Annotated in this window: 15 protein-coding genes; 6 read left to right on the top strand and 9 right to left on the bottom strand. The window is 72.6% G+C overall.

Annotated features, from left to right (window positions below; all coding sequences use genetic code 11):
- Positions 1-1,548, top strand: coding sequence for an Asp-tRNA(Asn)/Glu-tRNA(Gln) amidotransferase subunit GatB (gene gatB / locus H283_RS0107365; protein ID WP_028785400.1), 1,548 nt, complete (start codon positions 1-3; stop codon positions 1,546-1,548).
- A 108-nt stretch (positions 1,549-1,656) separates the two neighbouring features.
- Here the strand turns inward: gatB and H283_RS0107360 are convergent, their stop codons facing one another.
- The 3 genes from H283_RS0107360 to H283_RS0107350 form a co-directional block, all read right to left on the bottom strand.
- Positions 1,657-2,340 carry a DUF937 domain-containing protein gene (locus H283_RS0107360; RefSeq protein ID WP_020142875.1) on the bottom strand — a complete coding sequence of 228 codons (684 nt, stop codon included), beginning with the start codon at positions 2,338-2,340 and terminating at the stop codon, positions 1,657-1,659.
- 111 nt (positions 2,341-2,451) lie between these two features.
- Positions 2,452-3,630 (bottom strand): sorbosone dehydrogenase family protein, encoded by a 1,179-nt coding sequence (locus H283_RS0107355; RefSeq protein WP_020142874.1) that lies wholly within the window; start codon positions 3,628-3,630, stop codon positions 2,452-2,454.
- Between the two features lie 40 nt (positions 3,631-3,670).
- Positions 3,671-4,333 (bottom strand): MOSC domain-containing protein, encoded by a 663-nt coding sequence (locus tag H283_RS0107350; protein ID WP_020142873.1) that lies wholly within the window; start codon positions 4,331-4,333, stop codon positions 3,671-3,673.
- 101 nt (positions 4,334-4,434) lie between these two features.
- Here H283_RS0107350 and H283_RS0107345 point away from each other — a divergent pair, with 101 nt between their 5' ends.
- The 3 genes from H283_RS0107345 to H283_RS0107335 are packed head-to-tail and all read left to right on the top strand — an operon-like array spanning position 4,435 to position 6,802.
- The gene (locus H283_RS0107345) at positions 4,435-5,391 is read left to right on the top strand and encodes a 2-hydroxyacid dehydrogenase (RefSeq protein ID WP_043648813.1); all 957 of its coding nucleotides are present in this window, start codon (positions 4,435-4,437) and stop codon (positions 5,389-5,391) included.
- A 14-nt stretch (positions 5,392-5,405) separates the two neighbouring features.
- Positions 5,406-6,488 carry a sialidase family protein gene (locus H283_RS0107340; protein ID WP_043648811.1) on the top strand — a complete coding sequence of 361 codons (1,083 nt, stop codon included), beginning with the start codon at positions 5,406-5,408 and terminating at the stop codon, positions 6,486-6,488.
- 17 nt (positions 6,489-6,505) lie between these two features.
- A complete protein-coding gene (locus tag H283_RS0107335) occupies positions 6,506-6,802 on the top strand; it encodes a MoaD/ThiS family protein (protein ID WP_020142870.1) in 297 nt (98 codons plus the stop codon).
- On the opposite strand, the gene H283_RS0107330 is transcribed toward H283_RS0107335, so the two are convergent.
- Both H283_RS0107330 and H283_RS0107325 read right to left on the bottom strand, forming a co-directional pair.
- On the bottom strand, positions 6,791-8,098 hold the full coding sequence (locus H283_RS0107330) for a sensor histidine kinase (protein WP_231372240.1): 1,308 nt from the start codon (positions 8,096-8,098) through the stop codon (positions 6,791-6,793). The genes H283_RS0107335 and H283_RS0107330 overlap by 12 nt on opposite strands.
- Before the next feature lie 67 nt (positions 8,099-8,165).
- Positions 8,166-8,819 carry a response regulator transcription factor gene (locus tag H283_RS0107325; RefSeq protein WP_020142868.1) on the bottom strand — a complete coding sequence of 218 codons (654 nt, stop codon included), beginning with the start codon at positions 8,817-8,819 and terminating at the stop codon, positions 8,166-8,168.
- Positions 8,820-9,006: 187 nt separating this feature from the next.
- Here H283_RS0107325 and H283_RS27600 point away from each other — a divergent pair, with 187 nt between their 5' ends.
- Positions 9,007-10,056: a BTAD domain-containing putative transcriptional regulator gene (locus H283_RS27600; RefSeq protein WP_196805934.1), complete on the top strand. Its 1,050-nt coding sequence runs from the start codon at positions 9,007-9,009 to the stop codon at positions 10,054-10,056.
- Here the strand turns inward: H283_RS27600 and lepB are convergent.
- The 3 genes from lepB to H283_RS0107305 form a co-directional block, all read right to left on the bottom strand.
- On the bottom strand, positions 10,034-10,546 hold the full coding sequence (gene lepB, locus H283_RS24350; protein WP_020142866.1) for a signal peptidase I: 513 nt from the start codon (positions 10,544-10,546) through the stop codon (positions 10,034-10,036). The two genes, H283_RS27600 and lepB, sit on opposite strands and share 23 nt — an antisense overlap.
- A gap of 137 nt (positions 10,547-10,683) precedes the next feature.
- Positions 10,684-11,298 (bottom strand): hypothetical protein, encoded by a 615-nt coding sequence (locus H283_RS26545; protein WP_020142865.1) that lies wholly within the window; start codon positions 11,296-11,298, stop codon positions 10,684-10,686.
- Positions 11,295-12,866, bottom strand: coding sequence for a multicopper oxidase family protein (locus H283_RS0107305; protein WP_020142864.1), 1,572 nt, complete (start codon positions 12,864-12,866; stop codon positions 11,295-11,297). Before H283_RS0107305 ends, H283_RS26545 begins: the two co-directional genes overlap by 4 nt.
- Before the next feature lie 171 nt (positions 12,867-13,037).
- Between H283_RS0107305 and H283_RS24340 the strand changes: the two genes are divergently transcribed.
- Positions 13,038-15,173, top strand: a complete 2,136-nt coding sequence (locus tag H283_RS24340) for a PKD domain-containing protein (protein ID WP_020142863.1) — start codon at positions 13,038-13,040, stop codon at positions 15,171-15,173.
- A gap of 120 nt (positions 15,174-15,293) precedes the next feature.
- Here H283_RS24340 and H283_RS0107295 read toward each other — a convergent pair whose 3' ends face one another.
- On the bottom strand, positions 15,294-15,914 hold the full coding sequence (locus H283_RS0107295) for a TetR/AcrR family transcriptional regulator (protein ID WP_020142862.1): 621 nt from the start codon (positions 15,912-15,914) through the stop codon (positions 15,294-15,296).
- Positions 15,915-15,948: the final 34 nt, after the last annotated feature.

The raw sequence follows: 15,948 nt of genomic DNA, 5'->3' as shown, positions 1-15,948 counted from the left end.
ATGACCACCGTCGCGACCGATGCCGTCATGGACTACGACGAGGCCATGACGAAGTTCGACCCGGTCATGGGTCTCGAGGTCCACGTCGAGCTGCACACGGCCACGAAGATGTTCTGCGGCTGCCCGACCGAGTTCGGCGCCGAGCCCAACTCCCAGGTCTGCCCGGTCTGCCTCGGCCTGCCCGGCGCACTGCCCGTCGTCAACGAGAAGGCCGTCGAGTCGGCCATCCGCATCGGTCTGGCGCTCAACTGCGAGATCGCCGAGTGGTGCCGCTTCGCCCGGAAGAACTACTTCTACCCGGACATGCCGAAGAACTTCCAGACGTCGCAGTACGACGAGCCGATCGCCTTCGAGGGCCACCTCGACGTCGAGCTCGAGGACGGCAGCGTCTACCGCGTCGAGATCGAGCGCGCGCACATGGAGGAGGACACCGGCAAGTCGCTGCACATCGGGGGCGCGACCGGTCGCATCCACGGCGCCGACCACTCGCTCGTCGACTACAACCGCGCCGGCATCCCGCTCATCGAGATCGTCACCAAGCCCATGGTCGGGGCGGGGGAGCGCGCGCCCGAGGTCGCCAAGGCCTACGTCTCCGCGCTTCGTGAGCTGCTGCGCGCCCTCGACGTCAGCGACGTCAAGATGGAGCAGGGCTCGATGCGCTGCGACGCCAACGTGTCGCTGCGTCCGCGCGTCGGTGACCCGCTCGACCAGGCCCAGCTCGCGGTGCCGCTCGGCACGCGCACCGAGACCAAGAACGTCAACTCGCTTCGCTCCGTCGAGCGTGCGGTGCGCTACGAGATCTCGCGGCACGCGGCGATCCTCGACGGTGGGGGCTCGATCCTCCAGGAGACCCGGCACTGGCACGAGGACACCGGCATCACGACCTCGGGTCGCGTCAAGTCCGACGCCGAGGACTACCGCTACTTCCCCGAGCCGGACCTCGTGCCGGTCGCGCCGACGCGTGAGACCGTCGAGACGCTGCGGGGCACGCTCCCCGAGCCTCCCGGACTCCGCCGCAAGCGGCTCCAGTCCGACTGGGGCTACAGCGATCTCGAGATGCGCGACGTCGTCAACGCCGGAGCGGTCGAGCTCATCGAGGAGACCGTCGCCGCCGGCGCGAGCGCCGGCGCCGCGAAGAAGTGGTGGCTCGGTGAGCCGTCACGGCGAGCCAACGCCGAGGGTCAGGACATCGTCACGTACGCCGCCGGGTTGGGTCTGACGCCGGCGCACATCGCCGAGCTCGACGGGCTCGTCGCAGCCGGGCGCCTCAACGACTCGATGGCGCGGCAGGTGCTCGACGGGGTGCTCGCCGGTGAGGGCACGCCGACGGCGGTGGCCGACGCCCGTGGTCTCGAGCTCGTCCAGGACGACGGCGCCCTCGAGGCCGCCGTCGACAAGGTCATCGAGGCCAACCCCGACCTCGCGGCCAAGATCCGCGACGGCAAGGTGGCGGCCGCGGGCGCGCTCATCGGTCAGGTCATGAAGGAGATGAAGGGCCAGGCCGACGCGGGCAAGGCTCGCGAGCTCATCCTCGCCAAGCTCCAGTAGCCCCGCTCCACCCGTCGAGAGGCCACGTTCCGGCCGGCCCAGAGGTCCGTGACCTCGGGAGCCCCCGGAGCGTGGCCTCTCGCACGTGACGAGGATGTCGGCCGAGGGTCAGCGCCTGCCGCCACCGAGGAGGCCTCCGAGCAGGCCTCCGAGGATGTCACCGGCGCCGCCGCTGCCACCGGACGAGCCGGCGCCGCCACCGAGCACCTGGCCGAGGATGTCCTGGAGCGGGTTCGAGCCGCCGGACGCGGCGCCCGTCGACGTCGCGCTGCCCGGAGCCTGGACGGGCCCGCTGTCGGCGCCCACGCCGCCGGGGAAGAGCGGACCACCGTCCGTCGACCCGCTGCCCGCCGTGGTGGTCGTGCCGGTCGAGCCCGCCCCGCCGCCGAGCATGCCGCCCAGGCCGCCCTGGCCCAGCTTGTTGGCGAGCCACGACATGACGATCGGGGCGAGGATCGGCAGCAGCTTCTGCACGAGGCTGCCGGACGACCCGCCGAGGCCGCCGAGCTGGCTGACGACCTGGTCGGTGCTGCCGCCGAAGATGTTGCCGACGATGGCCTTCCCGTCCTGCTCGTCGACGTCGTCGAGGCCGTTGATCGTGCCCTGGTGGTCCGAGAGCGCCGTGAGCAGCGAGTCGGCGCCGGCCGGGTCGGAGGCATTGGCCTGGAGCCCGCCGAGCAGCGCGGGCAGGGCGCTCTCCGCCGCCTGGCGGACCTCGTCACTCCCGACCCCGAGCTGGCCCGCCAGCTGGTCGATCGGTACCTGGTCGAGGATCTCGTCGTACGAACCCATGGGTGCCCCTCCTGCTCGTGGGTGGCGCCGGTGCCGACCCCTGATCGTCAGGCTAGTCAGGTCCGGGCGCCGGCGGCGGGCCCGCGCGCTGCGAGGCGAGCTGCGAGAGGGTCAGCCGGCTCCGACCGCGGACAGGGGCAGCGAGATGAGCCGGTCGGCGCCGTCGTTGTTGCTCGTCGTGATCCACACGCGGCGGCCGACGAAGTGGATGTCGCGGATGCGGCCGTAGGTGCCTTGGAGGTGGCGGGTCGGTGTGCCGGCGGAGCCGTCGGCGTTGACCGGCACCCGCCACACCGACTGCCCGCGCAGGGCTGCCATGTAGACGGCGCCGTCGGGGCCGACGGCGATGCCGCTCGGCGACATCTCGGAGGTCGGCCACTCGGCGACGGGGTCGACGTAGTCGGGGTTGTCGGCCCGGCCCTCGACCTCGGGCCAGCCGTAGTTCTTGCCGGGCTCGACGAGGTTGAGCTCGTCGAACGTGTTCTGTCCGAACTCGCTGGCCCAGAGGCGTTTCCGACTGTCCCAGGCCAGCCCCTGGACGTTTCGGTGTCCGTAGGACCAGATAGGGGAGCCACCGAAAGGGTTGCCCGGGGCCGGGTCGCCGTCCGGGGTGATGCGCAGGATCTTCCCTCCGAGCGAGTCGAGGTTCTGCGAGAGCGAGGTGTCGCCCGCCTCACCCGTGCCGACGTAGAGGTAGCCGTCGGGCCCGAAGGCGATGCGGCCCCCGTTGTGGTTCCGGCCACGCGGGATGCCGGAGAAGATGACGACGGGTTCACCGATCGTGCCGTCGCGCCACGGCACGGCGGCGATGCGGTTGTCGCTCTCGGTCGAGTAGTACGCGTAGAAGACGGGGTCGGCGTCGAAGTCCTCGGGCACGGCGAGCCCCAGGAGTCCGCCCTCGCCCTCCGTGCGGGTGATCGGCAGCTTCCCGGCGACCGTAGGCCTGCCCCCGGAGCCGGGCTTGGGCACGTGGTGGATGAGCCCGGTGTTGCGCTCGCTCACGAGGGCGCTGCTGTCGGGCAGCACGGCCACCGACCAGGCGATGTCGAGGCCGCCCATCAGGGTCACAGGTCCGGCCGGCTGGGCTGCGGGTGGACGCGCCGGGGTCGTGGGGGCCGCCGACGCCGAGGTGCTCCCCGTCTCGGTGGTGGCGCTCGAGGTCGCCGAGGCGGTCGTGCCGGCACCCGTGGCAGGCGCGGACGGTTCAGCCGTCGAGCACGCGGCCGTGACCAGGGCGACGACGACGCCGCCCACGAGCGCGCGGCCGGTCGGTCGGGAGGTGTGCGGCATACCTCATTGTGTCCCACGTGGCGTCTGGGACTGCGGTGTCTCAGCCGCCGCGTCGTTCGAGCGTCTCGACGAGCCCGTCGCGCACCTCGGGGTGGACGACGTCGGCGTCGACGACCCGTCGGGCGGCGGCGAGGTCACCGGTGAGGGCGCGGAAGAGCACGAGCAGGTCGATGTCGTGGTCGGGCCGTTCGATCTGGATGGTCGCGCCGGCGTGCACGGCGCCGGCGGTCACGACCGAGAGGTAGGCGCCGGTGCGCCCGGCCTCCGTGAAGCGGCGCACCCAGCGGGGCTCACCCAGGTGCGCGGCGAAGGTGCTGCACGGGATGCGCGGCACCTCGACCCGGAGCACGACCTCCCCGATGCGCCACTGCTCGCCGACGAGCGCGTGTGTCGTGTCCACGCCGAGCGTCGTGATGTTCTCGCCGAATCCCCCTGAGGGGATGGCACGCCCGATCTGCTGCTCCCAGAACTCCTGGTCCTCGCGCGGGTAGGCGTAGACCGCCTGGAGCGCGCCGCCGTGGTGCTTCGGGTTGCCGATCTCGTCCCCGACGACGCCGCTGCCGAGGCCGCCGTGCTTGGGGCCGGGGTCGCGCACCTCGAACGACGCGACGGACCGCTTGTCGATCGCGGTGGGTCGGCCGCCGCCCGCGGGGGCGGTGCGTCGGCCCGAGCCGAGGGCGAGGACGTGGGGGTGGTTCGTCACCCGGGGAGCCTAGCGGCGTGGCGCCGGACGGGTCCGGGCCTCCCCGACCTGTTCCCGGTCACCTCCCGGGCGCTCCGCCCGTCCTGACTAGCGTGGGCCTCATGGCCGCCCAACCCGTCGTCGTGTCCGTCCCCGACCCCGAGTTCGCCGACGCGCTCGCCGACCTCGACGGCGTCGACACGGTCGTGTGGGACATGGAGGGGTCGCACCCACGCGGTCCCGAGATCCGCTATGCCGTCATGCCGTACATGACGAGCCTCGACCTCGCCGACGTCACCCGCGGGCTCGATGCCCTCGAGGTCGTGCAGCTGCAGAGCGCCGGCTACGAGCGGTTCGTGGCCCGGCTCCCCGACGGTGTGACCCTGTGCAACGCCGCGGGGGTGCACGACGCGTCGACGGCGGAGCTCGCGCTGACCCTGACCCTGGCGTCGATCCGTGACATCCCGGAGTTCGTCGGCTCCCAGCGGCACGGGCGCTGGGAACCGCTGCGCCTCCGCTCGTCGCTGGCAGACCGGCGGGTGCTCGTCGTCGGCTACGGCCGGATCGGCGGGGCGATCGCGCGGCGCCTCGCCCCCTTCGAGGTCACGCTGACGGCAGTGGCTTCCCGGGCGCGCGCCGGCGACGACCTCGTGTCGCACGTGCACGGCATCGACGAGCTGCCCGACCTCCTGCCCGACCACGAGGTCGTCGTCGTCATCGTCCCGTTGACGGACGCCACGCGCGGACTGTTCGACGCGGCGCTGCTCGGCCGTATGCGCGACGGCGCCCTTCTCGTCAACGTGGCCCGGGGGCTGGTCGTCGACACCGACGCCCTCATGGCCGAGTGCGCCTCCGGCCGGCTGCGGGCGGCGCTCGACGTGACCGACCCCGAGCCGCTGCCGCAGGAGCACCCGCTGTGGACGACGCCGGGGGTCCTCGTCACGCCGCACGTCGGGGGAGCGACGGACGCGATGCGGCCGCGCGCCATCGCCCTCGTGCGCCGACAGGTCGAGGCGCTGCTCGCTGGCGACCCGGTCGACAACGCCGTCGCCGGACCCTTGTCTGCCCCTCGGCCATAGTGGACACTGTCAACATGACCGAGACCATCGTCGCCATCGGCACGCGCAAGGGGCTCTGGATCGCCCGCAGCGCCGACCGGCAGGACTGGACCCTCGAGGGTCCGCACTTCCTCATGAGCGAGGTCGCCTCCGTGGCCGTCGACACCCGCCAGGGGCGCTCGACCGTCCTGGCGGGCGTCAAGTCGTGGCACTGGGGACCCACGGTCCAGGCCTCCACCGACGGTGGCCGCACGTGGACCGAGAGCGCCGAGCGGGCGCTGGCCTTCCCGGCCGACACCGACACCGCGCTCGAGCGCGTCTGGCAGCTGACGCCCGACCCCAACGACGCCGACGTCGTGTGGGCGGGGGTCGAGCCGCACGCCCTCTTCAAGAGCACCGACCGCGGGGAGCACTACGAGCTCGTCCGCGGCCTGTGGGACCACCCGCACCGCCCGACCTGGGAGCCCGGTTTCGGCGGTGGGGCGGTGCACACGATCGTGCCCGAGCCCGGCCATCCCGAGTCGGTGCTCGTCGCGATGAGCGCGGGCGGCGTCTACCGCTCGGGCGACGGTGGGCAGACGTGGGCTCCGAGCAACCCCGGCATCCGGGCCGGCTTCATGCCCGACAACGAGTACCCGGAGTACGGCCAGTGCGTGCACAAGGTGGCTCGAGGCCAGGGCGAGGGGGAGCTCTTCGCCCAGAACCACAACGGTGTCTACCGCTCGCACGACAACGGCGCGACGTGGGACTCCATCGCCGAGGGGCTGCCCACGGACTTCGGCTTCACGGTGCTCGCGCACCCGCGCCGTCCCGGTGTCGTCTGGGTGGTGCCCGTGGCCGACTCCGGTGAGCGCATCCCGCCGGACGCCCAGCTCCAGGTCCAGCGGTCCGACGACGCCGGCGCGACGTGGCGCCAGCAGGCGAGCGGGCTGCCCGACCACAGCTACACGTGCGTCCTGCGCGACGCCGCCTCGCTCGACGCGGCCGACCCCGTCGGCATCTACATCGGCACGCGCAACGGCGACGTCTTCGCGTCCGCCGACGAGGGTGAGACCTTCCAGCGCATCGCGACCCAGCTGCCCGACGTGCTCGTCGTGCGCGCCGCCCAGCTCGCCTGACACGCAAGGGATTCCGTATGCCGTCCGCCCCCGTCCGCGTCATCCTCCCCGGCATGCTCCGCGACCTCGTCGGCGGTGTCGCCGAGATCGAGGTCGAGTCGCCGTCCGAGTCGCAGACCGTGGCCGAACTCCTCGACCGGGCGTTCTCCGGTCATCGCATCCTCGACGGGAAGGTGCGTGACGAGCGCGGGCAGATCCGTCGGCACGTCAAGGTCTTCGTCAACGGCGAGGACGCCACGCGCGGCGAGGGCATCGGCGCACCGGTCCCGGCCGGAGCCCGCGTCCACATCATCAACGCCGTCTCAGGAGGCTGACGGCACCCCGGACGTCGGCCCGAGCACGGCGAAGTCGGCCCGCAGCACCGCCCCGCCCGGGGGCTCGTGGCGCAGGGTCAGGTCACCACCCACCGACCGCAGGGTGTCTCGCAGCAGCCGGAGCCCGAGGTGCCCACGGTTCGATCCGGACGGAGGCTCGTCGATCGTGGCCGACGGGCCCACGCCGTCGTCGCGCACCTCGACGACAACGCGCTCGCCCCGGAGGGCGGCCGAGACCGCCACGGTCGACGCGTCCGCGTGCTTGTCGACGTTGCGCAGCCCTTCGCGCACGACCCGGAAGGTGAGCTGGGCGACGGCCAGCGAGTCGTCGAGCCGGGGGTCGACCGAGACGTCGACGTCGGTCCCGTGCCGGCGCTGCCGGTCTGCCAGCTCCTCGACCGCGGCCACGAGGCCCCCGCTGCGCAGGTCCGCCGGGTAGACGTCGGTGAGCAGCTCGCGTGCCCCTGCGGCGCTGCGTGCGAGGTCGGCCGTGGCCTGCTCGAGCAGGCGCCGCTCCGCGGTCGCCTCCTCCGGCAGGGCGGCCGCGACGGTCGGCAACGCGTACCCGAGCCCCACGATGTCCTGCACGAGTCCGTCGTGGAGGTCCTGCGAGAGGCGGCGTCGCTCGAGGTCCGAGGCCGACAGTGCGTGGGCCATCATCTCCTCCCGCTCGGCGAGGCCGCGGTCGACGCGGCGGGCGAGGGACAGGGCGAGCGGGAGCAGGGCGAGGGCGAGCAGCAGGAGCGAGACGAGGCCCAGCGCGGTGAACTGCCAGCGGATGTCGGCGACGTCGTGCTGGATGCGCTCGGTGGGCCAGTAGGCCTCGAAGACGAGGGGATGGCCGTCGGTGGCGCGGAAGCCGACGTAGACCTCGATGAGCTCCTCGTGGGACTGCTCGGCGGCGTTCTCGGGCTTGTCGAGGTCGGACACCTCGGCGGTCGCTCCGGTGCCCCCGAAGAGGGCCGCGACGTCGGGGTCGAGGTCGTACGTCCTGCCGGTCATGCCGGCCTCGTCGGTCCACAGCACGAGCCCGTCCGCGGTCCAGATCTTCATGTGGGCGATGGAGCCGTCGGCCATCCGTGCCCGCATGAGGCGCTCGAGGGGTGCCATCGCCTCCGGCCGACCGGCCCGCACCCCCTCGTCGACGAGGGGTGCCACGACCGAGTTGGCGAACGCCACGCTGCGCACGTCGGCCTCATGGAGGGAGAGGGACTCGGCCAGGGGCTTGGACAGCAGCAGCGTGCCCGAGGCGACGACGAGCAGCACCGCCACGCTCCAGACCACGAACCGGGTCACGGCGCTGCGCACGACGGTCGACCGGCCGGGCGGGGGCGACCCTCGGCTCGCCCTGCCGGAGGCAAGGTCAGATCTCATCGTCGAGCCGGATCAGCTTGCGCCGCAGAGCGATCATGACGGCCTCGAGCTGGCTGTGCGCGTCGAGCTTGACGAGGATGTTCTTGATGTAGCCGCGGCAGGTGAGCACCGAGATGCCGAGGGTGCGGGCGATGGCCGTGGGGTCCCGCCCCTGGGCGAGCAGGGCCAGGACCTGCTGCTCTCGAGCGGTCAGCAGCTCCGGGGTGCCCGGTCTGCGGGGCCCGTTGCCGACGAGCGTCCGCAGCAGCACCGGGTGCACGGCGAAGGTCTCGCGACTGGCCTCGCGCACCGCCTGGATCAGCTCCCCGAGCGGGCCTCCCTTGGGCAGCAGGGCGGAGGCTCCCGCCTCGGCGGCGCGGGCCAGCAACGCGTGGGTCACGTGCGCGGTGAGCACGACCACGCGCACCTGCGGGTGGTCGTCGGTGACGCGGCGGGTCAGCTCGATGCCGTCACCGTCGTCGAGGTGCACGTCCATGACGATCGCGTCGGGCAGCGCACGGTCGATGATCGCGAGCGCGTCGACCACCCCGCCCGCGGTGCCGACGCTCTCCATGTCCGGTTGCGCGGACACGGCGAGCGACAGGGCGTCGGCGACCGTTCGGTGGTCGTCGACGACCAGGACACGCATCAGCTGGGACGACATCGAGCCCCCTCGTCGTCAGGACGGTGCGCTCCCCGGCGCACCGCTCCGCGAACCAGTATCACGGCTGGAGGCCCCGCGTGCGGGGAAACGGCCCTCGAAAAGTGGGGGTCTGGACACCCGCCGCTGGGTGGTCCGGCGTCGTCCGGCCGCGCCCACCATGGGAGGAGTTCTGCAAGGGGGGATCGTGATGAACGGAACTGCTGTGCTGCGCGTACGCCTGTGTGGGGGACTCGTCGTGGGAGACGGGGACCTCACCCTCGGCCCGCGCGACGTCGGGGGAGCCAAGGCGCGTCAGGTGCTCATGGCCCTGCTGTTCGAGGCCGGTGCGGGTGTCTCGAAGGGACGCCTCATCGAGTACCTCTGGGGTGGAAGACCGCCCGCCGGTGCACTCGGCACGCTGGAGGCGTACGTCAGTGTGCTCCGGAAGCGGCTCGCGACGGTGTTCCCCGGCGCGACGCCGCTCGTCACCGTCCCGGGCGGCTACCGCTGGGACGTGGACGGGGCGCCCGTCGACGTCGTCGAGTTCACCCGGCTCGTCGCCGCCGCACGTGCGGTCGACACGTCCGGCACAGATGCGCTCGACGCGTATGCCGCAGCCCTCGCCCTCGTCGAGCGTCCTCTGGCGCCGGTGGACGGCGACCTGCCCTGGCTCGAGGAGCACGTCTCCGGTCACCACTCCCGGGTGCTCCGCGTCCTCACCGACGCCGCGCGGCTGGCGCTGGACGAGGGCGACCCGTCCCGCGCCGAGGCCTGGGCCCGGGACGCGATCGAGCGCGACCTGCTCGTCGAGGCGGCCTGGCAGGTGCTGCTCGAGTCGCTGGAGCGCCAGGGACGCCAGGCCGAGGCGATGAGGGAGTACGAGACCTGCCGCTCGGTCTTCGCCGAGGAGCTGGGCTGCGACCCGGGACCGGGACTGCGCACGGTCTTCACGCGTCTGCTCGCGGCGACGTCGTCGGACGACGACGGGCTGCGCGACCTCGTCGACGCCGTCGTGCGCCTGCACGTGCGGCTGCTCGCCCACGGGGCGACCGGTCACGGGGCGGGCCGGCTGCCCGTCACGCCCGAGGCCGGCGGTCGTGGGGCCCGGGGCGTCGCGCGGCCCGAGGCGCTCGCCTCCCTCGAGGAGGACTGCCGGCGCCTCCGGTCGCTGCTCCGCGCCGCGAGCGAGGTGGTGCCGGCGGCGGCCCTTCCGGGTGGGCGGCCGGCCGACGGCGTCAGGAGAGCGGCCACGGCGTGACGACGCGTCCGTCGAGCTCGTCGAGGAGCGCCGGCCCGAGGGCCCGGGAGTCCACCGACCGGGCGCGGTCGTCGCCCATGAGGAAGACGGCGCCTGCAGGCACGGCGACGGGGCCGAACCAGACGCCGTCCATCGACTCCTCGTCGACCCACGGCTCGGTCACCGGGACGCCGTCGACGACGAGCCTCCCGTCCTCGAGGCCGACGACGTCGCCGCCGACCGCGACGACGCGCTTGACCCACGACGTGCCGGTGGGCACCTGGGCGGCGCCGGCGTTCGTCGTGGCGGCCGCCCGATCGGCCCACCCGGGGCCGACGACGACCACGTCGCCGCGAGACACGGTCCCGGCCCACGGCGTGCGGAGCAGGACCACGTGGTCGCCCGGCGACAGCGTCGGGCTCATCGAGTCGGACGAGACACGGATCGGCTCGACCACCCAGTGGGAGCCGACGGCGAGACCGACGGCGAGCACGGCGAGCGTCCGACCCACGCGGCGCGAGCCGCGTGGGAGGCCACGACGACGACCTGGCGGTGGCGACGGCACCTCGGGCGTCGTGGGGGCAGTCACGGTCCCGGTTGCCGACGCGCCCTCTCTCAGCGGCCGTCCCGACGAGGACATCGGCCGGCTCACGTGAACCGGACCGCGGCCCAGGCGACCCAGCCACAGACGCCGACCGCGAGCAGCAGGTTGGTGACGGACCGGCGCTGGGCCACGGCCATCAGGCCGACGAGGAGGGCCAGGGCCGCGAACTCGGCGGTGACGCAGACGGCATCGAGCAGTCCCACGGGCTCGACGGTCGAGCCGCCCTCGGACCCCGGGATGACCGGCATCCCGTTGCCGTGGCCGCCCGGCACGAGCAGGGGGCCGTGGTGACCGCCACCGGACACGGCCGCACCGTCGCTGTGGAAGGGCAGTCCCACGGTGCGGGACACGACGTAGAGGGCGATGAGGCCGGCCGTCGAGAGCACCGCAGCGGGAAGGACCCGCTTCGCGGTGCCGCGCCACAGGGCCTGGCCCAACCACAGCTGGGCGGTGGCGACGACGGCGAAGAAGACGCCGGCCGGTGCCCACTCGTCGACGTGCTCCGGTGTCACGACCACGTGCACGAGCCCGGCCACCCCGAGGAGTGCGCCGGCCGTGCGGGCCTCGACCGACGGCGTACGCCAGCGGTGTGCCCGCAGCGGCTCGCCCTCGTCGTCGACCGCGGCTGCGGGAAGGCCCTCGCGGGCCGTCGCGGTCACAGCTCACCGTCCTCGGGCAGCGACCTGCACGGATCGCTCATCGGGTCGGTCGACTCCCCGGCCACGACCTCGAACTGGCTCATCATGTCGTGGTCCTCGTGGACGAGGTTGTGGCAGTGGATCATGTACTTCCCCCGCCCCTCGAAGCGCATGACGACGCGCACCGTCTCGTTCTCGCCGACGTAGACGACGTCCTTGGGCCCGAGCTCGTGGGCCATCGGCGCGACGCCGTTGCGGTCGAGCACGCGGAAGTCCACGAGGTGGATGTGGACCGGGTGGAACCAGCCGCCCGACGAGTTGCGGATCTCCCACACCTCGACGTCCCCCTCCGCCGGGTTCGCCTCGACGAGTGCGAACCGGCTGCGCACGACGTCGTCCCACGTGTGGCCGTTGATCGTCCACTGACTGTTCTTGCGCACGAGGTCGAGCCGCCTGGTGCGCACGGCGTCACCGGCCGTCAGTGCCATGACCGGGTTGGTCGGGTTGAGCTGGTCGGGAACGGCGTTGTCGGCCGGGTCGAAGTCGTCGCCGACGACGTCGAAGGCCATGACCTTGTTCGTGTTGTCGTAGTCGATGTTGTTCTTCGGGCTCGAGTTGCCGAGCACGACCCGCCGGCCCACGGGGTAGCGGCTGAAGTCGACGACGACCTCGTAGCGCTCGGCCATGCCCTGCCGGAAGCTCTTGACCCGCTGGGGTTCCGGCATCAGGCCCCCGTCCGTCGCGATGACGACGAACGGGTCCCCGGAGTCGAGCGACCACCGGTAGGACCGTGAGATCGAGGCGTTGAGCAGCCGGAAGCGGTAGCGGCGCCGCTTGACCTTCATGACCGGCCACGGCACCCCGTTGACGAGGACGACGTCGCCGAACATGCCGGACTCGTCGTGGTTGTCGAAGTAGAGCTGCCCGTCCGTCGCGAACATCGCGTCGCTGACGATCAACGGGACGTCGAACTCGCCGTGGGGGATCGGCAACGACTGCTCCAGCGGGTCCGTGAGGTGGTACTGCGCGGCCAGGCCCATGAGGACGTTCTCCGCCGTGTGGTGCAGACCGTGGTCGTGGTACCAGAGCGTCCGGGCCGTCGGGGTGTTCGGGTAGACGTAGTCCTTGTACTGACCCGGGTTCGTGATGTCGCTGGCGTACCCGTCGTACTCCGGGGCCGACGGCGATCCGTGCAGGTGTACCGAGGTCCACGGCGTGTAGCGCAGGAGCGGGTGCGTCGCCGGCAGGTTGTTGACCTGGCGCATGACGGTGCGGCGGCCCTGCGCGACCTTGACCGTCGGCCCGGGCACGCTGCCGTTGTAGCCCCACAGCGGCGTCTTGAGGCCCGGGACCACGTCGGCCATGATCGGCTTCATGTAGACCTTGTAGTAGTCGGTCGTGCTGTCGACCCGGCTGGGCTGGAGCACGGGCGGCACCCGGAAGGGCAGGGTGAACGGCTTCGGCAGCCGGCTGCTCGCGAGCCGGCTCTGCGTGCTCGTGCCCGCCCGGACGGTGCGCTCCAGCGGCAGGGCCAGGGCGGCGCCACCCACGACGCCCAGCTTCAACAGGTCACGACGCGACAGTGACATGGTTCCTCCTCGATCGACTCCGACGGTCTCTAGGACAGCGGGACGACCTTGGGATCTCCTTGTGGGTCAGGTGCGCCGGCGCCCAAGGTTTCCGCAAGGCCGCGCGCGCAGCCTGACGGGAACGCCCGTACCGGGCGCCCGTCACCGGACCTACGCGTGAGAAGGCAAGTCATGAGACGTCCAACCGCAGCGGCGCTCGCCGCAGTCATCGGCCTCCCGGTCGTCATCGGTGTCAGCGCATCCGCCGCCGTCGTCGGCGGTACCCCCGGGCCGGGCCTCGCGGCCGTCGGGCCCGTGAGCGCGACCAACGGCTACCCCACCTGGTACAAGGACAAGAACGGGCTGCGGCTCGAGCTGTGCGTCGCCGCCGCCGACCCCCTGTGCCCCGCTCGAGGCGACCTGCCAGACGAGACGGCGCCCGTCGCCTTTCCTGACAACTACCCGGACGAGGCGTTCTACTCGCTGACCGGCGCCCAGGTCGACACGGCGAGCGCCGGCGTCGCGCGCCTCGACATGGCCCTCGAAGGAGCGTTCTCCGCAGGGCCGGTCGTCGACGGCGAGCAGGTCGTCTTCGCGCGGACGCGGATCAAGATGACGAACGTCCGCAACGGCACCGACTACACGTTCACGACCCCCGTGGGGACCAAGACCCTCAAGGCCAACCGCGACGGGTTGATCTTCGACACCGAGGACATCGGCATCGGTGCGCCGGGCGACTTCTCCGGAGCCCTGGGCGGCCGCATCGGGCCGTTCCTGACGTGGGACACGTTCGGCACGCGGACGGACCCCGCGCTCAAGGGCGACACCTACGTCGGCGATGGCATCACCGACCACCGGATCAAGGGCAGCCCGTACGGCACGAACGTCTTCCGGATCCAGGGGCCGGCCGTCAACCCGTCCGCGACGACCGACGCGTGCCCGACCGTGGCCGGGCCGGTCACCGACTGCATCGAGACGGACCTCTTCACCGTCCAGGGGAAGGTGGCGACGACCTCCGGCGTGTCGGCCGACGCCGCGACCTACGCCCGCTCGTCCGGCGGTGCCTCGCTCGTCGACGTCTTCGCCTCGTCGGAGCCCGGGGAGCTGCAGGCCATCGAGGTCGGCGACGCCTCGAGCGTCGTCGGCTTCGCCGCCACGGCCCTGACCGGGGGCGACGGGCGGTACTTCGCCCGGGTCGCCGCCGACGGGCTGCCGACCCGCGTCCAGGTCTCGAACGTCGGCGACGTGCCGCCCTCGCGCAAGACCGTCGCCGTCGTCGACCGGGTGTCCGGCACCGCCGTCTTCGATGCGGGCCGGCACGTGCTGTCGGTCGGAGCCAGCTCGAGCGACACGTTCGCCGACCCGACTCTCACGGCCGTCGGCCTCGGTGACCTCGTGGGCGGCACGCTCGTCGTCGACCCGCTCGCGGCGCCACCCGTCACGGTCACGGTCACCTCTGCCGCCGGTGGCGCCGTCACGATCCCGGTGACGGTGACCGGCCCCGCCACGGACCCGATCCCGGTCAGGGCCCAGGCCGGACCCGACCAGACGGTCCAGCCGGGACAGGTCGTCACGCTCGACGGGTCCTCGTCCCGCGGCACGATCCTGTCGTATGCGTGGGAGAGCCCCGAAGGCATATCCCTGACCTCGCCGAACAGCGCCGTGGCGTCCTTCACGGCCCCTGACGCTCCGGGCGACTACGAGCTCGCCCTCACCGTGACCGGACCCGGGGGTACGAGCGACCGGGCCACGGTCACCGTCACGGTCACGCCGCCGGTGACGGTCGTCGTCGCGAGCGCCGGGTCCGACCAGACGGTGCGGCGAGGGACCGTCGTGACCCTCGACGGTGGGGCGTCGCAGGGAGCCGCGACCTATGCCTGGGCGCAGGTGGCCGGCCCCACGAGGCCCGCGGTGACGCTCTCCGGCGCCGCCTCCGCCCGACCGACGTTCACCTTCCCGCTCTTCCACGCCTCGGACGGCAACGCGGGTCCGCTGACGTTCCGGCTCACGGTGCGCGACGCCACGGGGGCCCTCTCGTCGACGGACGACGTGGTGGTGACGCCCACCTCCGACACCGTGGTCGTGACGACGGCGCGCTTCAAGGGCCAGTGGCGCATCGACGGCACGAGCAGCGTCGTGGCGGGACAGCGGGTGACGGCGCACCTGGGTGGGGTGAGCGGGACGGTCATCGGATCAGCGGTCGTCGACGCTGCCGGTGGGTTCTCGATCCGGCCCGCCACCGGACCCGTCGCGACCCAGGGTGCCACGGTCGTCGTCGAGTCGGAGCTGGGCGGTGTCTCCTCCCCGTTCACCGTGCGGCTGAACTGACTCCTCCCCGGGGTGGGCGCAGATACCCCCGGCCGTCCACCCCCGCGGTGGCCCCCTCCCCACGGAGGGGGCCACCGTCGTTCGTGCCGGCTCGGGCCGACCGCCTCGGTCCGGCGGTGGTCAGCGACCGACGCCGAGGAGGACGGGCAGGACGGTGCGCTCGAGCCCTCCGACCGCGAGGGAGCGCGGTTCGACGAGCCGCTGGGTCATCGAACCCTGGGCAAGGGCGATCGCGGCGCGGACAAAGAGGTCGGTGGGGATGGGCAGGGTGAGCCCCTGTCGCGACACGGCCTCGTCGACGACGGACACCAGCTCGTCGCGGACCCGACGCTGCTGAGCAGCCCAGGTGCGTCGCGCGTCGGGGTCACGGATGGCGTGGAGGGTGAACTCGGTCGTGAGGACGAGCCAGCGCTCTCGGCTGTCGTCGGCGAGCGCCGCGAAGACGTCGCGGAGCACCTCGTCGGCGCTCGCGTGCTCGCGTTTGCTCGCGCGGCGGATCCGGTCGACGAGCGCCTCCGAGTGGCGTCGGGAGAGCTCGACGACGAGGTCGTCCTTGGAGCTGAAGTTGGAGTAGAAGGCGCCTCGCGTGAAGCCGGCGCGCTCGCAGATGTCCTCGACCGTGGCGCCGTGGAACCCGCGCTCGGCGAAGACCTCGCTCGCGGCCTCGAGGACGCGGTCGCGCGTGGCCTGGCGACGCGCGCTGATGCGTGGAGCGGTGGACGGTGCTGTGGCGGACGGCATACGGCAAGGATACAACCTCGAATTGAATACAACC

The sequence above is a fragment of the Terracoccus sp. 273MFTsu3.1 genome (genome assembly GCF_000383675.1).
In the GTDB taxonomy this organism is placed as follows: domain Bacteria; phylum Actinomycetota; class Actinomycetes; order Actinomycetales; family Dermatophilaceae; genus Terrabacter.
The sequence above is the reverse complement of the archived record's forward strand: the minus strand, read 5'-3'. Positions and strand labels throughout refer to the sequence as shown.

Excerpts from the sequence above, each read along its gene's own strand:
- H283_RS0107305 (WP_020142864.1), bottom strand. The coding sequence starts at position 12,866 with ATGTCACTGTCGCGTCGTGACCTGTTGAAGCTGGGCGTCGTGGGTGGC.
- H283_RS0107325 (WP_020142868.1), bottom strand. The coding sequence starts at position 8,819 with ATGTCGTCCCAGCTGATGCGTGTCCTGGTCGTCGACGACCACCGAACG.
- H283_RS0107360 (WP_020142875.1), bottom strand. The coding sequence starts at position 2,340 with ATGGGTTCGTACGACGAGATCCTCGACCAGGTACCGATCGACCAGCTG.
- H283_RS27600 (WP_196805934.1), top strand. The coding sequence starts at position 9,007 with ATGAACGGAACTGCTGTGCTGCGCGTACGCCTGTGTGGGGGACTCGTC.
- H283_RS0107295 (WP_020142862.1), bottom strand. The coding sequence starts at position 15,914 with ATGCCGTCCGCCACAGCACCGTCCACCGCTCCACGCATCAGCGCGCGT.
- H283_RS0107335 (WP_020142870.1), top strand. The coding sequence starts at position 6,506 with ATGCCGTCCGCCCCCGTCCGCGTCATCCTCCCCGGCATGCTCCGCGAC.
- H283_RS0107345 (WP_043648813.1), top strand. The coding sequence starts at position 4,435 with ATGGCCGCCCAACCCGTCGTCGTGTCCGTCCCCGACCCCGAGTTCGCC.
- H283_RS0107355 (WP_020142874.1), bottom strand. The coding sequence starts at position 3,630 with ATGCCGCACACCTCCCGACCGACCGGCCGCGCGCTCGTGGGCGGCGTC.
- H283_RS0107340 (WP_043648811.1), top strand. The coding sequence starts at position 5,406 with ATGACCGAGACCATCGTCGCCATCGGCACGCGCAAGGGGCTCTGGATC.
- H283_RS24340 (WP_020142863.1), top strand. The coding sequence starts at position 13,038 with ATGAGACGTCCAACCGCAGCGGCGCTCGCCGCAGTCATCGGCCTCCCG.
- gatB (WP_028785400.1), top strand. The coding sequence starts at position 1 with ATGACCACCGTCGCGACCGATGCCGTCATGGACTACGACGAGGCCATG.